Annotated in this window: 16 protein-coding genes and 1 pseudogene; 8 read left to right on the plus strand and 9 right to left on the minus strand. The window is 70.7% G+C overall.

From position 1 onward, the window contains the following. Window positions 1-50: 50 nt before the first annotated feature. A complete protein-coding gene (locus QOL88_RS18055; RefSeq protein WP_257027813.1) occupies window positions 51-647 on the minus strand; it encodes a DinB family protein in 597 nt (198 codons plus the stop codon). A 592-nt stretch (window positions 648-1,239) separates the two neighbouring features. Here QOL88_RS18055 and QOL88_RS18060 point away from each other — a divergent pair. Next, window positions 1,240-1,830, plus strand: coding sequence for an alpha/beta fold hydrolase (locus QOL88_RS18060; RefSeq protein WP_097217395.1), 591 nt, complete (start codon window positions 1,240-1,242; stop codon window positions 1,828-1,830). 435 nt (window positions 1,831-2,265) lie between these two features. Continuing rightward, entirely contained in the window at window positions 2,266-2,553 is a 288-nt protein-coding gene (locus QOL88_RS18065; protein ID WP_179878892.1) for a hypothetical protein, read from the plus strand. 192 nt (window positions 2,554-2,745) lie between these two features. On the opposite strand, the pseudogene QOL88_RS18070 reads toward QOL88_RS18065, so the two are convergent. Next, window positions 2,746-2,930 (minus strand): annotated as a pseudogene (locus tag QOL88_RS18070) (transposase); the annotation flags it as partial. A 9-nt stretch (window positions 2,931-2,939) separates the two neighbouring features. Between QOL88_RS18070 and QOL88_RS18075 the strand changes: the two are divergent. Further along, complete coding sequence (locus QOL88_RS18075; RefSeq protein ID WP_179878714.1) at window positions 2,940-3,419, plus strand: hypothetical protein; 480 nt, start codon at window positions 2,940-2,942, stop codon at window positions 3,417-3,419. A 737-nt stretch (window positions 3,420-4,156) separates the two neighbouring features. On the opposite strand, the gene QOL88_RS18080 is transcribed toward QOL88_RS18075, so the two are convergent. Beyond that, window positions 4,157-4,918: a phosphoglyceromutase gene (locus tag QOL88_RS18080; RefSeq protein WP_097217398.1), complete on the minus strand. Its 762-nt coding sequence runs from the start codon at window positions 4,916-4,918 to the stop codon at window positions 4,157-4,159. A 194-nt stretch (window positions 4,919-5,112) separates the two neighbouring features. Between QOL88_RS18080 and QOL88_RS18085 the strand changes: the two genes are divergently transcribed. Continuing rightward, window positions 5,113-6,423 (plus strand): MDR family MFS transporter, encoded by a 1,311-nt coding sequence (locus QOL88_RS18085; RefSeq protein WP_097217399.1) that lies wholly within the window; start codon window positions 5,113-5,115, stop codon window positions 6,421-6,423. A gap of 10 nt (window positions 6,424-6,433) precedes the next feature. Here the strand turns inward: QOL88_RS18085 and QOL88_RS18090 are convergent, their stop codons facing one another. Continuing rightward, window positions 6,434-6,970, minus strand: a complete 537-nt coding sequence (locus QOL88_RS18090) for a GNAT family N-acetyltransferase (protein ID WP_097217400.1) — start codon at window positions 6,968-6,970, stop codon at window positions 6,434-6,436. A 282-nt stretch (window positions 6,971-7,252) separates the two neighbouring features. After that, complete coding sequence (locus QOL88_RS18095) at window positions 7,253-7,588, minus strand: DUF6233 domain-containing protein (protein ID WP_097217401.1); 336 nt, start codon at window positions 7,586-7,588, stop codon at window positions 7,253-7,255. A gap of 207 nt (window positions 7,589-7,795) precedes the next feature. On the opposite strand from QOL88_RS18095, the gene QOL88_RS18100 reads away from it, so the two are divergent. Continuing rightward, entirely contained in the window at window positions 7,796-8,215 is a 420-nt protein-coding gene (locus QOL88_RS18100; RefSeq protein ID WP_097217402.1) for a nuclear transport factor 2 family protein, read from the plus strand. Between the two features lie 119 nt (window positions 8,216-8,334). On the opposite strand, the gene QOL88_RS18105 is transcribed toward QOL88_RS18100, so the two are convergent. Further along, on the minus strand, window positions 8,335-9,042 hold the full coding sequence (locus QOL88_RS18105) for a YqeB family protein (protein WP_257027814.1): 708 nt from the start codon (window positions 9,040-9,042) through the stop codon (window positions 8,335-8,337). Between the two features lie 120 nt (window positions 9,043-9,162). Continuing rightward, window positions 9,163-9,600 carry a DUF2000 domain-containing protein gene (locus QOL88_RS18110; RefSeq protein WP_097217404.1) on the minus strand — a complete coding sequence of 146 codons (438 nt, stop codon included), beginning with the start codon at window positions 9,598-9,600 and terminating at the stop codon, window positions 9,163-9,165. A gap of 49 nt (window positions 9,601-9,649) precedes the next feature. Between QOL88_RS18110 and QOL88_RS18115 the strand changes: the two genes are divergently transcribed. Next, a complete protein-coding gene (locus QOL88_RS18115; RefSeq protein WP_097217405.1) occupies window positions 9,650-10,468 on the plus strand; it encodes a helix-turn-helix transcriptional regulator in 819 nt (272 codons plus the stop codon). On the opposite strand, the gene QOL88_RS18120 is transcribed toward QOL88_RS18115, so the two are convergent. Then, window positions 10,465-10,974, minus strand: coding sequence for a type III secretion system chaperone family protein (locus QOL88_RS18120; protein ID WP_097217406.1), 510 nt, complete (start codon window positions 10,972-10,974; stop codon window positions 10,465-10,467). The genes QOL88_RS18115 and QOL88_RS18120 overlap by 4 nt on opposite strands. Continuing rightward, window positions 10,967-12,304 (minus strand): D-inositol-3-phosphate glycosyltransferase, encoded by a 1,338-nt coding sequence (gene mshA, locus QOL88_RS18125; protein WP_179878893.1) that lies wholly within the window; start codon window positions 12,302-12,304, stop codon window positions 10,967-10,969. The genes QOL88_RS18120 and mshA overlap by 8 nt, the downstream gene beginning before the upstream one ends. A gap of 231 nt (window positions 12,305-12,535) precedes the next feature. On the opposite strand from mshA, the gene QOL88_RS18130 reads away from it, so the two are divergent. Both QOL88_RS18130 and QOL88_RS18135 read left to right on the plus strand, forming a co-directional pair. Further along, entirely contained in the window at window positions 12,536-12,952 is a 417-nt protein-coding gene (locus QOL88_RS18130; protein ID WP_097217408.1) for a CPCC family cysteine-rich protein, read from the plus strand. A gap of 30 nt (window positions 12,953-12,982) precedes the next feature. After that, window positions 12,983-13,801 (plus strand): SAM-dependent methyltransferase, encoded by an 819-nt coding sequence (locus QOL88_RS18135; RefSeq protein WP_097217409.1) that lies wholly within the window; start codon window positions 12,983-12,985, stop codon window positions 13,799-13,801. The last annotated feature ends 172 nt before the right edge of the window (window positions 13,802-13,973 follow it).

The following is a 13,973-nucleotide window of genomic DNA, read 5'->3' on the forward strand; positions in this document are numbered from 1 at the left end:
CATCGCCGCCGAAGTTTTTTCTCAGCGGTTTTCGTCACTGCCGTTTTCGTTCACTGCCCGACGCGGCCGTCGATGCGTTCGCGCAGGAGGTCGGCGTGGCCGCAGTGCCGTGCGTACTCGGCGATCTGCGCGACCAGGAGGTCGCGGAGCTGGAGTTGCCCGCCGGGTTCGGGGCCGAAGTCGCAGTGGCCGGCGTTACGGGTGGCGAGGTCGGTGACGCCGGCCAGGTAGCGGTCGGTGCGCTCGACCTCGGTACGCCATTGCCGCCAGGCCGCGTCCACGACCGCCGGGTCGGCGATCGCGCCGTTGAAGTCACCGTCCCGGTCCTCCGCCGTGCGGTACAGCTTCGGCGCGTCCTCTCCGGCCATCACCCGGCGGACGTGCCGCTCCTCCTCGGTCAGGTGCCGCACCAGCCCGAGCAGGGACATCGTCGACGGCGGGACGGACCGCCTGGCCATCTGCTCGGCGTCCAGGCCCGCGCACTTCATCTCCAGGGTGAGACGGTAGCTGCGCAGGTTGTCGAGGAGGATGCCGCGTTCGTCGACCGGCTGGGCATCGGTCTCGCGGGGGTCGTCATCGGGGTCGACCCACATGTCGGGGTGGACGGTCGCCCGCGTCCACCGAGTCGTATCCGAGGCTTCTGACATCGCTGCTTCACCGGTGTGCTCACCCGAGACCATGCGGGCATGGTGGGCCGGGGGGAGCGGGGGCGCCACCGAATATCGGGGTCGCGGGTCACACCTCGCGTGAACCTGGGCGGCGGGCGCCTGCCGGGGTCTGCTCCGCGAAAGCGACCGGTTTCCGAGGTGGACGCAACTCCCGAGGACGCAACTCCCGAGGACGCAACTCCTCGTCCAGGACGCTCGGCCGGCCCCCATACTCCAGCCCGCCGGCCATGAGGAGATCACGCCAGTCCGTGCGCGCCAGGCGGACCGCCGAGCGGAACCGGCCCACGCCCCCGTCCGCGATCACCACAGCCGCCGTCAGGAGCCGCTCCGCGCACTGTCGTGGCCCCGAGCTCCACCACCGGCTTCCGCGGGGCCCCCTCCCTCTCCCACTGGCGGCTATCCCTTTGGCGGCGCCGGGGTCCGGGAACTCCCGCCGGATGCGGACTCGCAGTCGATCACTGATCGGTTCCTCAGCCATGCCTTCCCCCTCCGCCATCACCTCGCCCCATGTCCCGAACAACGATCCGACAGGACGCCGGTCACATGATCAGCCGGCTAGTAGCCTGCGGCCATGCCCGACCCCTCCCCCTTCGCCATGCCGACCCGCTTCGATGGTGCCCCTGACCGTGTCGCAGTCGTCGTTCCAGGCGTCGGTTACTCGCCCGCCAGGCCACTGCTGCACTTCGCTCGCGGCGTGCTCCTCCAGCACGGCTGGACGGTCCAGGAGTTGTGGTGGCAGATCCCGGACGACTTCTCGCAGTTCACCGTGGACGGCCGGATCGCGTGGGTGGAGCGGCAAGTCACCCAGGCCATCGACGCCGAGGCAGGGGCCTGTCGCCTCCTTGTCGGCAAGTCATTGGGCTCACTCGCCTGCGGCATCGCAGCCGAGCGAAACATCGCAGCGGCCTGGCTCACTCCTGTCCTGACCATCGACCATGTGGCCCGTGCTCTCCAGCGAGCCCAAGCGCCGACCCTCCTCATCGGTGGAAGCGCCGACAAGCTGTGGGACTCACGGATCGCCGAGTCCCTACGACATGACGTCCTGGAAGTTCCCTCAGCGGATCACGCGCTGGAGCTCGCGGACGACGCCACGGGATCCGTCGACGTATTGCGGCAAGTCGTCTCACGGCTGGACCGCTTCATCGGCTCTCTCGGCCATTAGTAACCACCAGACAAGATCGCCCGGACAGCAGCTCGCCAGCGCGCCGCCCGGCGCGGCCAGCCGGGGCGAAGACAGAGGCGGGCCTTTGCCCCACATGGCAGCGAGCCGCCGCCGGAGACTGGGCCGCCTAAGGCTTGTCCCGCAAATGATCTCCGGGACCGGTCCCGGAACTCATGACTACCGTGCAGCAGTCCAGCCAGGCTTCAAGGAGCATGGAGGAAGCATGCGGATCAACCCCAGAGCCGACATTCCACATATCGAGTCATGACAGCAAAATATCCCCCATGTCATTACTGTAGCGGCCAGAGGGCGGGATATAATGATTGCCGCGTGGGGCTGGCGTGCTGGGGATGGTCGGGATATGTTGACATTCCAAGATGCGGAAAGTGCAAGCGCAAGCACCACACGGCCACCGCGATTCACTCATTCGAGCACATGGCAGGTTACACGATTTTCGCCGCGTGGGTATGGGAAGTATTTACCGGCTCTCTGAAGGCTGGAATTCCACTAGGGGTGGGCCTGATCGGGTGGATCGTCTACACAAGCCTCTCGCCGTCGAATTTTGCCAGACGCAGAAAGATCAAGACGGATAAAGAGTATCCTCCACTTAAGGAGGTCCTGGAGAAAGGCTTCATTATGACCGGCAGCAATTGGGGAATTGTAGACATACGGAGTGAGAGTTTCCAGCACGGCGATTGGGAGCGCTACAGGGGTCTGGATTGATACCGGTCTTCAAGTGGCTCCCTGCCCGGTTCTCATCAACGCACTCATCAACGCAAGAGACTGAAGGCGGGGTTCGGTGTTCTTCATCTGGAGGTCGACGCCCTACGAGCCTTGGACGGCGCCCCGCATGGTCAAGGGTTGCCCCGCAAATGATCTCCGGCATCCTGAATATCCTTCCTGTTTCCCGTCATCCGGGATGACCAGGCTGGTGCCCCGGTAGCCGCCATCTGCGATCACGGTCCTCCTGCCGACAGCGTCTTTCGCGCCGGACAGTTCCCACGCCTTGCAGTCGTTGCGGTTACCGGGCAGCGGCCGGCCGACGGCGACCACGAACCGCTGTCGGCATCGATGACGACCTGGTGATTGGTGGAGTACCGGAGAACCGCGTGTCCCAAGAAGACAAAGCCCGGCGTCGCCTCGGTGAAGATCTTCAACCTGGCGAGGAGGTCAGGCACGCTGTTTTGGCCTTTCGTATCGGGGGCGCTCTGCAGGACATCGTTGCTGGCGGAGGGGCCATTTCCGGTCTGGGGGGTCAAATCTTGGGAGCCGCGGTCAGCCCTGCCTCTCACGCCGCGGAACTGCCGATGCCACACCGCTGTTTCATTGTGTTGACGACTCGCCGGCTGCTGGTCGTGTCGCTCGGTGGATTTTTCATCGCGGGACCCAAGAACGTCATCCACGCCGTGCCCTTCGACCGAATCGCATGGCTGGCCGAACCCGGCATCGACGGGAACCTCGCAGGGACACTGCGTGTCACCGTCGGGTTGACGAACCGGGCCCTACTGCGATGGGAATTTCCACACTTGCAGATCAGCAGGGGCAGCGCCTTGATCAACGAGCTTCGACAGCACATGCCCAACAACTGAGAACGCGTCAGAAGAACAGCATGTGGGCAGCACATTCCGTCACAACGACACCTGGGCCAACCAAGGCCAACCAACGCGTCGTGCAATGGCGACGAGGGCATTCCGAAGGTTCCAATACCCGACTCCACCATTACGGGTGACGGAGAAGCGCACCCGCCGAACGGTCGACCGCTCGGTCAGCCTCCAGTTCGACCGGCACGGAGAACGGCTGTGGGACCAGGCCAAGGCCCTGCTGGACCACGGGGCACGCCCGCATGCGGATCGGGCAGGTGGCCGTCCCCCTCGGGATCTGCGCCGAACCCAGCAACGTCAAGGCCGCAAGTCCCGCACGGTCCAGCTGGGACTGCCCACCCTTCGCCCCGCACCGAGCGACGTCCGGCTCGGGCGGGAACCTGTCGGGGCCCGGACCGCTCACGCGCGACGCCTCGCCCGTTCCGTCCGCACACTCTGCGACCACTACGCGAGCGAGAACCACCAGTGTCCTGACGCCCCCGAGCGAGCCGCATACGTCCGCATGCTGCTGCACTGCTCCGGGTGCCGGGACCGCCGGTCGTGAATGACAACGGCGAGGCCGTCGGCGACTGCGTGACCGGCGACCGGCTCTACGAGGAGTACCGGCAGGCCAAGCGCGGTCCTGTCCCCGGGAACGGCCTCTGACGGACCAGAGACGGCCCGGCCCCACCAAAAAGCCCCCACCCCGCGAAGAAACCGCAGGCCGGGGGCTTACTGGCATCGGGCTACTTCTTCTTGCCCTGGTTCTTGACCGCCTCGATGGCCGCTGCCGCCGCCTCGGGGTCCAGGTACGTGCCGCCCGGGTTCAGGGGCTTGAAGTCGGCGTCGAGCTCGTAGGAGAGCGGGATGCCCGTGGGGATGTTGAGGCCCGCGATGTCCGCGTCGGAGATGCCGTCCAGGTGCTTGACCAGGGCGCGGAGCGAGTTGCCGTGGGCCGCGACCAGGACCGTGCGGCCGGTCAGCAGGTCGGGGACGATCGCGTCGAACCAGTACGGGAGCATGCGGACGACGACGTCCTTCAGGCACTCCGTGCGCGGGCGCAGCTCCGGCGGGAGGGTCGCGTAGCGCGGGTCGGCGAACTGGGAGTACTCGGCGTCGATGTCGAGCGCCGGGGGCGGGGTGTCGTAGGACCGGCGCCACAGCATGAACTGCTCCTCGCCGAACTCGGCGAGCGTCTGGGCCTTGTCCTTGCCCTGGAGGGCGCCGTAGTGGCGCTCGTTGAGGCGCCAGCTGCGGTGGACGGGGATCCAGTGGCGGTCCGCGGCCTCCAAGGCCAGCTGCGCCGTGCGGATCGCGCGCTTCTGGAGGGACGTGTGGACCACGTCGGGCAGGAGATCGGCGTCCTTCAGGAGCTCGCCACCGCGGACTGCCTCCTTCTCGCCCTTCTCGTTGAGATTGACGTCCACCCAGCCGGTGAACAGGTTCTTCGCGTTCCACTCGCTCTCGCCGTGGCGGAGGAGGATCAGCTTGTACGGTGCGTCGGCCATGCCTCAGAGCGTAATCCACGCTTTCGCCCGTTCGCGTGGCTGCCCGGCAGGCGGACGTTTGACCGGATCTGTTAATCGAGTGGCCTTCGACAACCGGCGGCTTGTAATTTGCGCATGCGGTCGGCGCTGCTTACAGGCGCCGCGAGCGCTGCTCAGTCGGCGCCGCCGACGCCTTGTTGCCTCCGGGGGGATCCATGCCGTACGCCCTGCGTGCCCGACGCGCCGTCCGGGAGACGGTCTCCGGTCTCCCCCGTGAGTTCTGGTGGCTGTGGACCAGCACGCTGGTCAACCGGCTCGGCGCCTTCGTCGCCACGTTCATGGCGCTGTACCTGACCCTCGACCGCGGCTACTCCGCCACGTACGCCGGTCTCGTCGCCGCGCTGCACGGGCTCGGCGGCGTGGTCTCCTCGCTGGGCGGCGGGGTGATGACCGACCGGCTGGGCCGGCGGCCGACCCTGCTGATCGCGCAGTCCTCGACCGCCGCGTCCGTGGCGCTGCTGGGGTTCGTGCGCGACCCGGTGGCGATCGCCGGCGTCGCCTTCCTCGTCGGCATGGCGAGCAACGCCTCGCGGCCCGCCGTGCAGGCGATGATGGCCGACATCGTCCGGCCCGAGGACCGTATCCGCGCCTTCTCCCTCAACTACTGGGCCATCAACCTCGGCTTCGCCGTCTCCTCCATGGCCGCCGGGTTCATCGCCGAGGTCAGCTACCGCGCCGGGTTCCTGATCGAGGCGGGGATGACGATGGTCTGCGCGGTCCTCGTCTTCCTGCGGTTGCCGGAGTCCAAGCCCACCGCGACCGTGACGGAGACGGCGCCCCGGGACGACTCCGTGAGCCTGCGCACCGTCCTGCGCGACGGGCCGTTCATGAGCGTCGTCGGGCTGTCCTTCCTCGTCGCGCTGATCTTCCAGCAGGGGGCGGTGGGGCTGCCGGTGGCGATGGGCGGGGCCGGTTTCACTCCGGCCGAGTACGGCATGGCCATCGCCGTCAACGGCGTGCTGATCGTCGTCCTCCAGATCCCGGTCACCCGCTTCATCGAGCACCGGGATCCCCGCCGGCTGCTGGTCGTCTCGTCCGTCCTCGCGGGGTACGGCTTCGCGCTCACCGCCTTCGCGGGGTCGTTGGGGGTCATCGCGCTCACGGTGTGCGTGTGGACGCTGGCGGAGATCGTCAACGCGCCGACGCAGACGAGTCTCGTCGTACGGCTGTCCCCGGTGCACGGGCGCGGGCGCTACCAGGGCATGTACACGATGTCCTGGTCCGTGGCTGCCCTCGTCGCTCCGCTGCTGTCCGGGTTCGTCATCGACCGGTTCGGGGCGGAGTGGCTGTGGGGGTTGTGCGCCGTGGTCGGGACGGTGGCCGGCGTGGGGTACGCCGTGCTGATGCGGCGGGTGTCCGCGGCGGGAGAGACGGAGCAGGGGGCCGAGAAGGCTGGCGAGGTCCGGGCGTTGGCTGCCGGGGAGAGGGAGGCCCGTAGCAGCGGGACGCTGGGACCGACCGCATGAGCCCGGCTCGTCACATCGGCAGGGAGTGCAGCCGTACCCGCCCCGTGGGCAGGCGCGCGGTGGCGTGCAAAGGCGTCACCATCGTGCGCAACGGCATGGTCACCAGAGCGGAGCCGGGCTGCTCGACGAGCACCTCCGTGTCGAGCGGGTGCCAACCGAGGCGCTGGTAGAGCGGCACGAGGGGCGGCCGGCAGAACAGGAGCGCGTGCGCGGGGCCCCGCGTCCGCGCGTGGTCGAGGGCCGCCGCGAGCACGAGCCGTGCCAGGCCCCGCCCCCGTACGTCGGGCGCCACGGCCACTCCGCCCACCCCCATGACCTCCGTCTCCACGTCCCCGATCGAGACCGGCAGCCGCAACAGCCCGGCGTGCGCCACCAGCCGGCCGTCGAGCCGGACACCGAAGTGGTCCTCCTTGGGGAGCCAGGTCAGACCGGTCCCGGCAACGCCGAAGGGGTCGTCGCCGGTACCGAGGATCTCCTCCAGGTCGGCCTTCGTGTAGCGGGCGAGCCGCGTGACGGTCGGGGCCGCGGAGGGCTGGTTCGCAGACATACCGGAATGATGATCCGGCCCACCGAAACCATGCTCGTCGGGTGCGCGGCCGGCGCTGGCAGGTCACCTCTTGGCCATCGACGAAGCCCGACCGTCGGTTGGGTCCCGGACGACTTCTCCGGACCGCCCCCGGACAGGACGGGGATGCAAAACCATTCCCTGCGGAGCTGGAACCCCCGGAAGCCGGCCGCGCGAGAAGGACCATAGCGCCGGGCACTGACAACCGGGCGGCACCGGGCGTCGGCGTCGCTGCCCCACCCCCACCTCCACCCCTGGGCACCCCTACCCGTCCACGAAGCCGAGCTCCGTGTCCGGACGGCACTGCGGGCAGGCCTTGACCCCGTCGGCGAGGGCGCGCCGGGCGTGGTCGCGGTCGACGCCCTTGCCGCGCCGGCCCGCGTTCCAGCAGCCACCGACATGGACGTACACCGCTTCCTGGCCGGTCAGGCCGCGCTCGATCACCCAGTCCGGTGCGGGCGGCCGGGCGAGGAGGCCGCGGTGGTGTTCGGCCTGGCGGCGTTCCTCGTCCGCTATCCATCGGCGAGTGCGTGCCAGGTCGCGCTCCTGCACGCGCTCCAGGAAGCGGAGCAGCGCGAGCCGCGACTCTGGGTCGTTCATGCGTTCGATTCTAGGTTCAGGTTCGCCGTACTCCCACCCCGGAGCCCGTCGGACCCGGCCCTCGGCTCGCCGGTTCCCCGCTTGGGCCCCCAGGTCCCCAGGCCCCCAGGCCCGTCGCGTGCCGCGCACCACGTTGGCGCCTGCGGGCGCGCGGGGGCTACCTCCGAGGTAATCGACGCTCCTCGGGCTCCCCGGCAGCCTGGTCCCATGACGCCTACCGACACCGCCGAAGCCACCCGCTCCACCGTCCGCAGGTTCCTCGAACTCCGCCTCGCCGGTGACGCCGAGGGGCTCACGGCCCTGTTCGCCGACACCGTCGACTGGATGCTCGCCGAGAACCCCGTCGTGCCCTGGATCCGGCCCCGGTCCACTGCCGCCGAGTGCGCGGCGCAGGCCGGTGACCTGGCCCGCTACACCGTCCCCGAGGACGCCCGCGCGTCCGTGGACACGATCCTCGTCGACGGGAAGGACGCCGTGCTGATGGGGGAGGTCTCCGGGACCGTCCGGGCGACGGGCAAGTCCTTCTCGGGGCCCTTCGCGTTGCGGCTCACCGTCGAGGACGGGCGCATCACCCGCCACCACCTGTACGAGAACAGCGTGTCGATCGCTGCGGCCTGCACGCCCTGACGTCCGGCGCGTGGCTCAGCGTCGCCGTGGCGAGAAGGGGGCGCGCAACCGACACGAGAAGGGGGCGCGCACCCCGACACCCCCACACACCCGCGCCCCCACGCCCCCAGTCTCCGAAGTCACCCGCTGACGTCACCGGCCACGACCCGGACGTACTGCCGCCCGTCCTCGTCCCGTACGACCACGCCCAGCCGCAGCAGTTCCCCGCGCAACTCCCGGGCCTCCTCGGCGTGGTCCTCGTCCTTGCGGGCCTGGGCGCGGGCCCGCAGCAGGGCGTTCGCGCCCGGGGGCAGGCCGCGGGTGCCGGGGACCCAGCGGCGGAACTCGGCGCGGTGCGGGTCCTGCTCGGCCCATGTGTAGCCGTGTGCGGTGAGGGCGTCCGCGAGGCGCTGCCAGTTCAGGCCGCAGTGTTCCCGGGCCAGTTCGAGACCGTCCGGGCCGAGCAGCACGAGCTGCTTGCCGTCGCGGAAGAACACGGCGATCTCCTCGCGGCCGAACTCCTGGGTGCTGTCTCGGACCGTCAGGGTCACGTGGGTGCCTGTGACGCGGACGGACAGCGACTCGTGGACCGCCGTGAAGCCGAGCAGCAGGCCGCCGAGGACGCCCACCGTGATCGTGCCGAGGGTGCGGACGGGCTCCGGGACCGAGGTCAGCAGTTCGGCCGGGCCTTCGAGCGGCGCCCAGGGCAAGGCCAGGAGCAGACGGGCGAGGAGCGGGAGCAGGGCCCCGGACCCGGCACCGCAGGCGACGCAGAAGAGCATCATGACCCGGGCCGATTCGGCGAGTTCGGTGGCTCCGCCCGCCCGCGGCCGGGGGGTCTTGCGCATGGGAACGTTCCTGGCTTCCTCCATGGCACGAGTCTCGTCGGGAGCCGCCCGCCCTGTGGTCGGCCGTTGGTCTACGGACCCGCGACTTTGGTCGCCCTCCCGCTCCGGCGACCGCCCCGCTCACGGATGCATCCGCGCCCCCTTCACCACCTTGTCCACCGCGTTCTTCGGGCCGTACACGGCGAGCCCCACGAGGTCCAGATCCGCGGTCGGCACGGCCCGTACGGCGGCGCGGTTGTCGCGGTCGTTGCCGGTGGCGAAGAGGTCGGAGGTGAAGACCGCGCGGGGCAGGGCGCGGGAGAGGGCGCGGGTGTGCGCGGTGGTCAGGGTTTCCTTGGTGGCCTCGAAGACCATGACCGGCTGGCGGAACATGGGGAGGTAGGGCACGCCGTCCGCGTCCTCGTACGGTTCGCCGATCACCTCGGGAAGCTGCGTTCCCAGGCCGCTGACCAGGAACGATGCGACGTTGAGGCGCTGCCAGGGCTCAAGGTCCGTGCGCAGCAGTACGGCGATCTTCGTGTCGAAGCGGATCGGCTCCGGGGAGGCTTCGGTGTCCATGGTCCGAGCGTGCCCGGCAGCCCCCGCCGGGGTCTTGTACGTTCTTTGCATGGCCTCCGAGTCCTCCCGGAACGTCGCCTCCGAGTCCTCCCGGATCGTCTCCGCCTGGCGGCCCGCCGTCCCGGGTGTCGTCGAGGTCTTCCACGCGCGGTTCACCGAGTACGCGTATCCGATGCACGTCCACGACGCCTGGACGCTGCTGATCGTCGACACCGGCGCCGTACGGTACGACCTCGACCGGCACGAGCACGGCACCCCGCACGACACCGTGTCGCTGCTGCCGCCGCACGTGCCGCACAACGGCTCCCCCGTCACCCCGGAGGGCTTTCGCAAGCGGGTGCTGTACCTGGACGGCACGCATCTCGGGGACGAGTTCATCGGGGCGGCCGTCGACGGGCCCGACCTGCGCGACCCGCTGCTGCGGCGCCGGGTGGGGCAGTTGCACGGCGCGCTGGGGCGGCCCGGTGAGGAACTGGAGGCCGAGAGCAGGCTGTTGTTCGTCGGGGAGCGGCTGCGCGGGCACCTGCGCGGCGACCCCGCTTCCCCGCGGCCGGCCGATCCCGTCCTCGCGCGGCGGTTGCGCGAGTTGCTGGACGAGCGGATCGTCGAGGGCGTCGCCCTGCGGGAGGCCGCCGGGCTGCTCGGCGCCCATCCCGCCCATCTCGTACGGGCGTTCAGCGCGGCCTACGGCATCGCCCCGCACCAGTACCTGACGTCCCTGCGGGTGGGACGCGCCCGGCGGCTGCTCCTGGAGGGGCGCTCACCGGGCGATACGGCGGTGGCGGCCGGGTTCTACGACCAGTCGCACCTCACCCGGCACTTCCGCAGGCTGGTGGGGGTGCCCCCGGGGCGCTACAAGGCGCTTTAGCGCTCGGGGCGCTGGGTGAGGTGGGCGAACGCGTCCAGGTTGCGGGTCGACTCCCCCCGCGACACCCGCCACGCGTACTCCTTGCGGATCGCCGAGGCGAAGCCCAGCTCCAGCAGGGTGTTGAAGGCGCCGTCGGACGCCTCCAGGACCTGGCCGAGCAGCCGGTCGAGCTCGTCGGGGGTGACGGAGGGCAGGGAGAGGCGGCCGGTGACGTAGACGTCGCCGTGCTGGTCGACGGCGTAACTCACGCCGTAGAGCTTGAGGTTGCGTTCCAGCAGCCAGCGGTGGACGCCCTGCTCGTTCTCGTCGGGGTGGCGGATGACGAAGGCGTTCAGCGACAGGGAGTGGCGGCCGATGATCAGGGAGACGGTCGTCTTGAGCTTGCGGGTGCCGGGGAGCTGCGCGACGTAGGTGCCGGGCTGGGGGCTCTCCCACTCCAGGTCGGCGTCCTTCAGCGCGCCCTCGACGACCTGTGCCGCGCGCTGTTCCTGATCGGTTTCACCCATGCAGCGAGCGTACGCGACGGCGGTGCGCCTGCATCGCGGCCGTGTAGACGTCCGCCGTGGCGGCGGCCGCCGTGTCCCAGCCGAAGGACTGGGCGTGCCGGGCTGCCTGCCCGCCGAGCCGGGCCGTCAGGTGCGGGTCGTCGGCGAAGTCGCCCAGCACGCGCGCGTAGTCGGCCGGATCGTGCCCGCGGACGAGGAAGCCGGTGTGCCCGTCGCGCACGGCGACCGGCAGGCCGCCGACCGACGCCGCGAGCACCGGGGTGCCGGCCGCCTGCGCCTCTATGGCGACCAGGCCGAAGGACTCGCTGTAGGAGGGCATGACCAGCACGGAGGCGGCGCGGAACCAGTCCGCGAGCTGCTCCTGGCCGACCGGCGGGCGGAACCGTACGACGTCCGCGACGCCGAGGCGCGCGGCCAGCTTCTGCAGGCCCTCGGGCTTGGTGAGGCCGCTGCCGGAGGGGCCGCCGACGACGGGCACGAGGATGCGTGAGCGCAGTTCGGGGCGTTCGTCGAGGAGGACGGCGACGGAGCGCAGCAGCACGTCGGGGGCCTTCAGGGGCTGGATGCGGCCCGCGAAGAGCGGGATCAGCGCGTCCTGGGGCAGACCGAGGCGGGCCCGGGCGGCGGCGCGGCCGTCGGCGGGCGAGAAGCGGCTGAGGTTCACGCCGGGGTGGACCACGGCGACCTTGTCGGTCTCGGCCGCGTAGTGCCGTACGAGTTCGTCGGCCTCTTCGGTGGTGTTGGCGATGAGGCGGTCGGCGGCGGAGACGATCTGGGTCTCACCGATGACCCGGGCGGCCGGTTCGGGGCTGTCGCCGTCGGCCAGGTTGGCGTTCTTGACCTTGGCCATGGTGTGCATGGCGTGCACCAGGGGCACGCCCCAGCGCTGCGCGGCGAGCCAGCCGACGTGGCCGGAGAGCCAGTAGTGGGAGTGGACCAGGTCGTAGTGGCCGGGGCGGTGGTGGGCCCAGGCCTGCATCACGCCGTGGGTGAAGGCGCACAGCTGGGCGGGGAGGTCCTCCTTGTTGAGGCCCTCGTAGGGGCCGGCGTCGACGTGCCGGACGAGGACGCCCGGAGCCAGCTCGACGGTCGGCGGGAGGGCGGCCGCGGTCGCGCGCGTGAAGATCTCGACCTCGATGCCGTGCGCGGCGAGACGCTGGGCGAGCTCCACGATGTAGACGTTCATGCCGCCGGCGTCGCCGGTGCCCGGCTGGTGGAGCGGGGAGGTGTGCACGGAGAGCATGGCGACGCGGCGGGGCCTGCGGTGCAGCCGCAGGCGCGCGGACGACGACGCGGAGCGCCGACCGAGCCTGCCGATGTACTGGCTCACGTGGCGTTCCTCCTCGCCTCGGGCATGCCTCTCGCAGGGCGCACGATGCCCTCCGACGGGGTGCAACACCGGAGGGAGGCGCTCCATTTCCGGATTCGGGAGTTTTACCGAATCATTACCGCTTGTCGCTCAACCGTTCGACGACGGAGAGGGGTCGGGTTCGGCACGTACGGGGCGTGGCACAGCGGCCGGGACCGACGACGCGCTCCCTGAATCCCTAACCTCACGGACATGACAGACACACGGCACCACCCCGCCCCGCCGCCCCCGCCCGAGGAGCTCCTCCCCTGCCCGTGCTGCGGCCACCAGACCCTCGGCGAGCTGTGGGCCTACGAGATCTGCCCGGTCTGTTACTGGGAGGAGGACCCCTCCCAGCTCCGCCACCCCACGGCCGGCTTCGGCCCCAACCACGGGCTGAGCCTGATCGAGGCGCAGGCCAACTACCGGCGGATCGGTGCCGTGACCGAGGAGATGCGGCGCCACGTACGGCCGCCGCGGGACGACGAGCCGCTGGACCCGGGCTTCCGGCCCGCCGACCCGGACCGGGACCCGTTCGAGCGGGGTCCGTCCCACGCCCCGATGCCCGGCGACCTCACCACCCTCTACTACTGGCGCCCCGCCTACTGGCGGCGGCACCTCGCGCCCTGACGGCGCGGGCGGCCGCTTAACCTCGTACGCATGACACCCCGCGCCGCCACCCGCCCCCTCGGCACGGTGACGCGCGGGACGACCAACCCCAACCGGCTGCGCCGCATGGACCGCTGGATCGCGGCCACGCACGGCGCCGAGCTGCGCCGCGCCGCCGACCCGGTGGCGGTGGACCTCGGCTACGGGGCCGCCCCCTGGACGGCTGTGGAGCTGCTCCAGCGCCTGCGCACCGTCGCGCCACGCACGCGGGTCGTGGGCGTCGAGATCGAACCGGCCCGGGTCGCGGCGGCCCTGCCCTACGCGCGGGCGGGGCTCGTCTTCCGGCACGGCGGCTTCGAGATCCCGATCCCCCAGCGGCCCCTGCTCGTCCGCGCGGCGAACGTGCTGCGGCAGTACGACGAGGGCGAGGTCGCGGCCGTGTGGGAGCGGCTGTGCGCGCGGCTCGCACCGGCCGACCCGGCGACCGGGGCGCGCGGCGGGCTGCTGGTCGAGGGGACCTGCGACGAGATCGGACGCCGCCACGTGTGGGTCGCGCTCGGCTCGGAGGGACCGCGCACGGTCACCTTCGCGACCCGTCTGGGCTCCTTGGAACGCCCCTCGGACCTGGCCGAACGCCTGCCGAAGGCACTCATCCACCGCAACGTCCCGGGCGAGCCGGTGCACGCCTTCCTGCGCGACTTCGACCGCGCCTGGGCGGCCGCCGCGCCCTACGCCTCCTACGGCGTCCGGCAGCGCTGGATCCGGGCGGTGCGGGACCTGACCGCCGACTGGCCGGTGGCGGACGGACCGGCGCGATGGCGGCAGGGCGAAGTGACGGTGCGCTGGGACGCTTTGGCCCCGGGCACCTGATTGTTCCCGTCCTGACGGGGCCCGCTGGAACGATCTCTTTGAGTCGTTCGTCACACTGGCGGGGAGATCGTCATGCCGGGGCATACCGCCGCCGGGGTGGCGGGAAGTACTAGCCCTGTCGCTTTCCGGGCCGACATGGCAGCATCCCCAGGCGAACCGCAAGTTACTGACC

The sequence above is a fragment of the Streptomyces sp. Ag82_O1-12 genome (assembly GCF_900182715.1).
GTDB classification, from domain to species: Bacteria; Actinomycetota; Actinomycetes; order Streptomycetales; family Streptomycetaceae; genus Streptomyces; species Streptomyces massasporeus.

Excerpts from the sequence above, each read along its gene's own strand:
- QOL88_RS18055 (WP_257027813.1), bottom strand. The coding sequence starts at position 647 with ATGTCAGAAGCCTCGGATACGACTCGGTGGACGCGGGCGACCGTCCAC.
- QOL88_RS18060 (WP_097217395.1), top strand. The coding sequence starts at position 1,240 with ATGCCCGACCCCTCCCCCTTCGCCATGCCGACCCGCTTCGATGGTGCC.
- QOL88_RS18065 (WP_179878892.1), top strand. The coding sequence starts at position 2,266 with ATGGCAGGTTACACGATTTTCGCCGCGTGGGTATGGGAAGTATTTACC.
- QOL88_RS18080 (WP_097217398.1), bottom strand. The coding sequence starts at position 4,918 with ATGGCCGACGCACCGTACAAGCTGATCCTCCTCCGCCACGGCGAGAGC.
- QOL88_RS18085 (WP_097217399.1), top strand. The coding sequence starts at position 5,113 with ATGCCGTACGCCCTGCGTGCCCGACGCGCCGTCCGGGAGACGGTCTCC.
- QOL88_RS18090 (WP_097217400.1), bottom strand. The coding sequence starts at position 6,970 with ATGTCTGCGAACCAGCCCTCCGCGGCCCCGACCGTCACGCGGCTCGCC.
- QOL88_RS18095 (WP_097217401.1), bottom strand. The coding sequence starts at position 7,588 with ATGAACGACCCAGAGTCGCGGCTCGCGCTGCTCCGCTTCCTGGAGCGC.
- QOL88_RS18100 (WP_097217402.1), top strand. The coding sequence starts at position 7,796 with ATGACGCCTACCGACACCGCCGAAGCCACCCGCTCCACCGTCCGCAGG.
- QOL88_RS18105 (WP_257027814.1), bottom strand. The coding sequence starts at position 9,042 with ATGCGCAAGACCCCCCGGCCGCGGGCGGGCGGAGCCACCGAACTCGCC.
- QOL88_RS18110 (WP_097217404.1), bottom strand. The coding sequence starts at position 9,600 with ATGGACACCGAAGCCTCCCCGGAGCCGATCCGCTTCGACACGAAGATC.
- QOL88_RS18115 (WP_097217405.1), top strand. The coding sequence starts at position 9,650 with ATGGCCTCCGAGTCCTCCCGGAACGTCGCCTCCGAGTCCTCCCGGATC.
- QOL88_RS18120 (WP_097217406.1), bottom strand. The coding sequence starts at position 10,974 with ATGGGTGAAACCGATCAGGAACAGCGCGCGGCACAGGTCGTCGAGGGC.
- QOL88_RS18130 (WP_097217408.1), top strand. The coding sequence starts at position 12,536 with ATGACAGACACACGGCACCACCCCGCCCCGCCGCCCCCGCCCGAGGAG.
- QOL88_RS18135 (WP_097217409.1), top strand. The coding sequence starts at position 12,983 with ATGACACCCCGCGCCGCCACCCGCCCCCTCGGCACGGTGACGCGCGGG.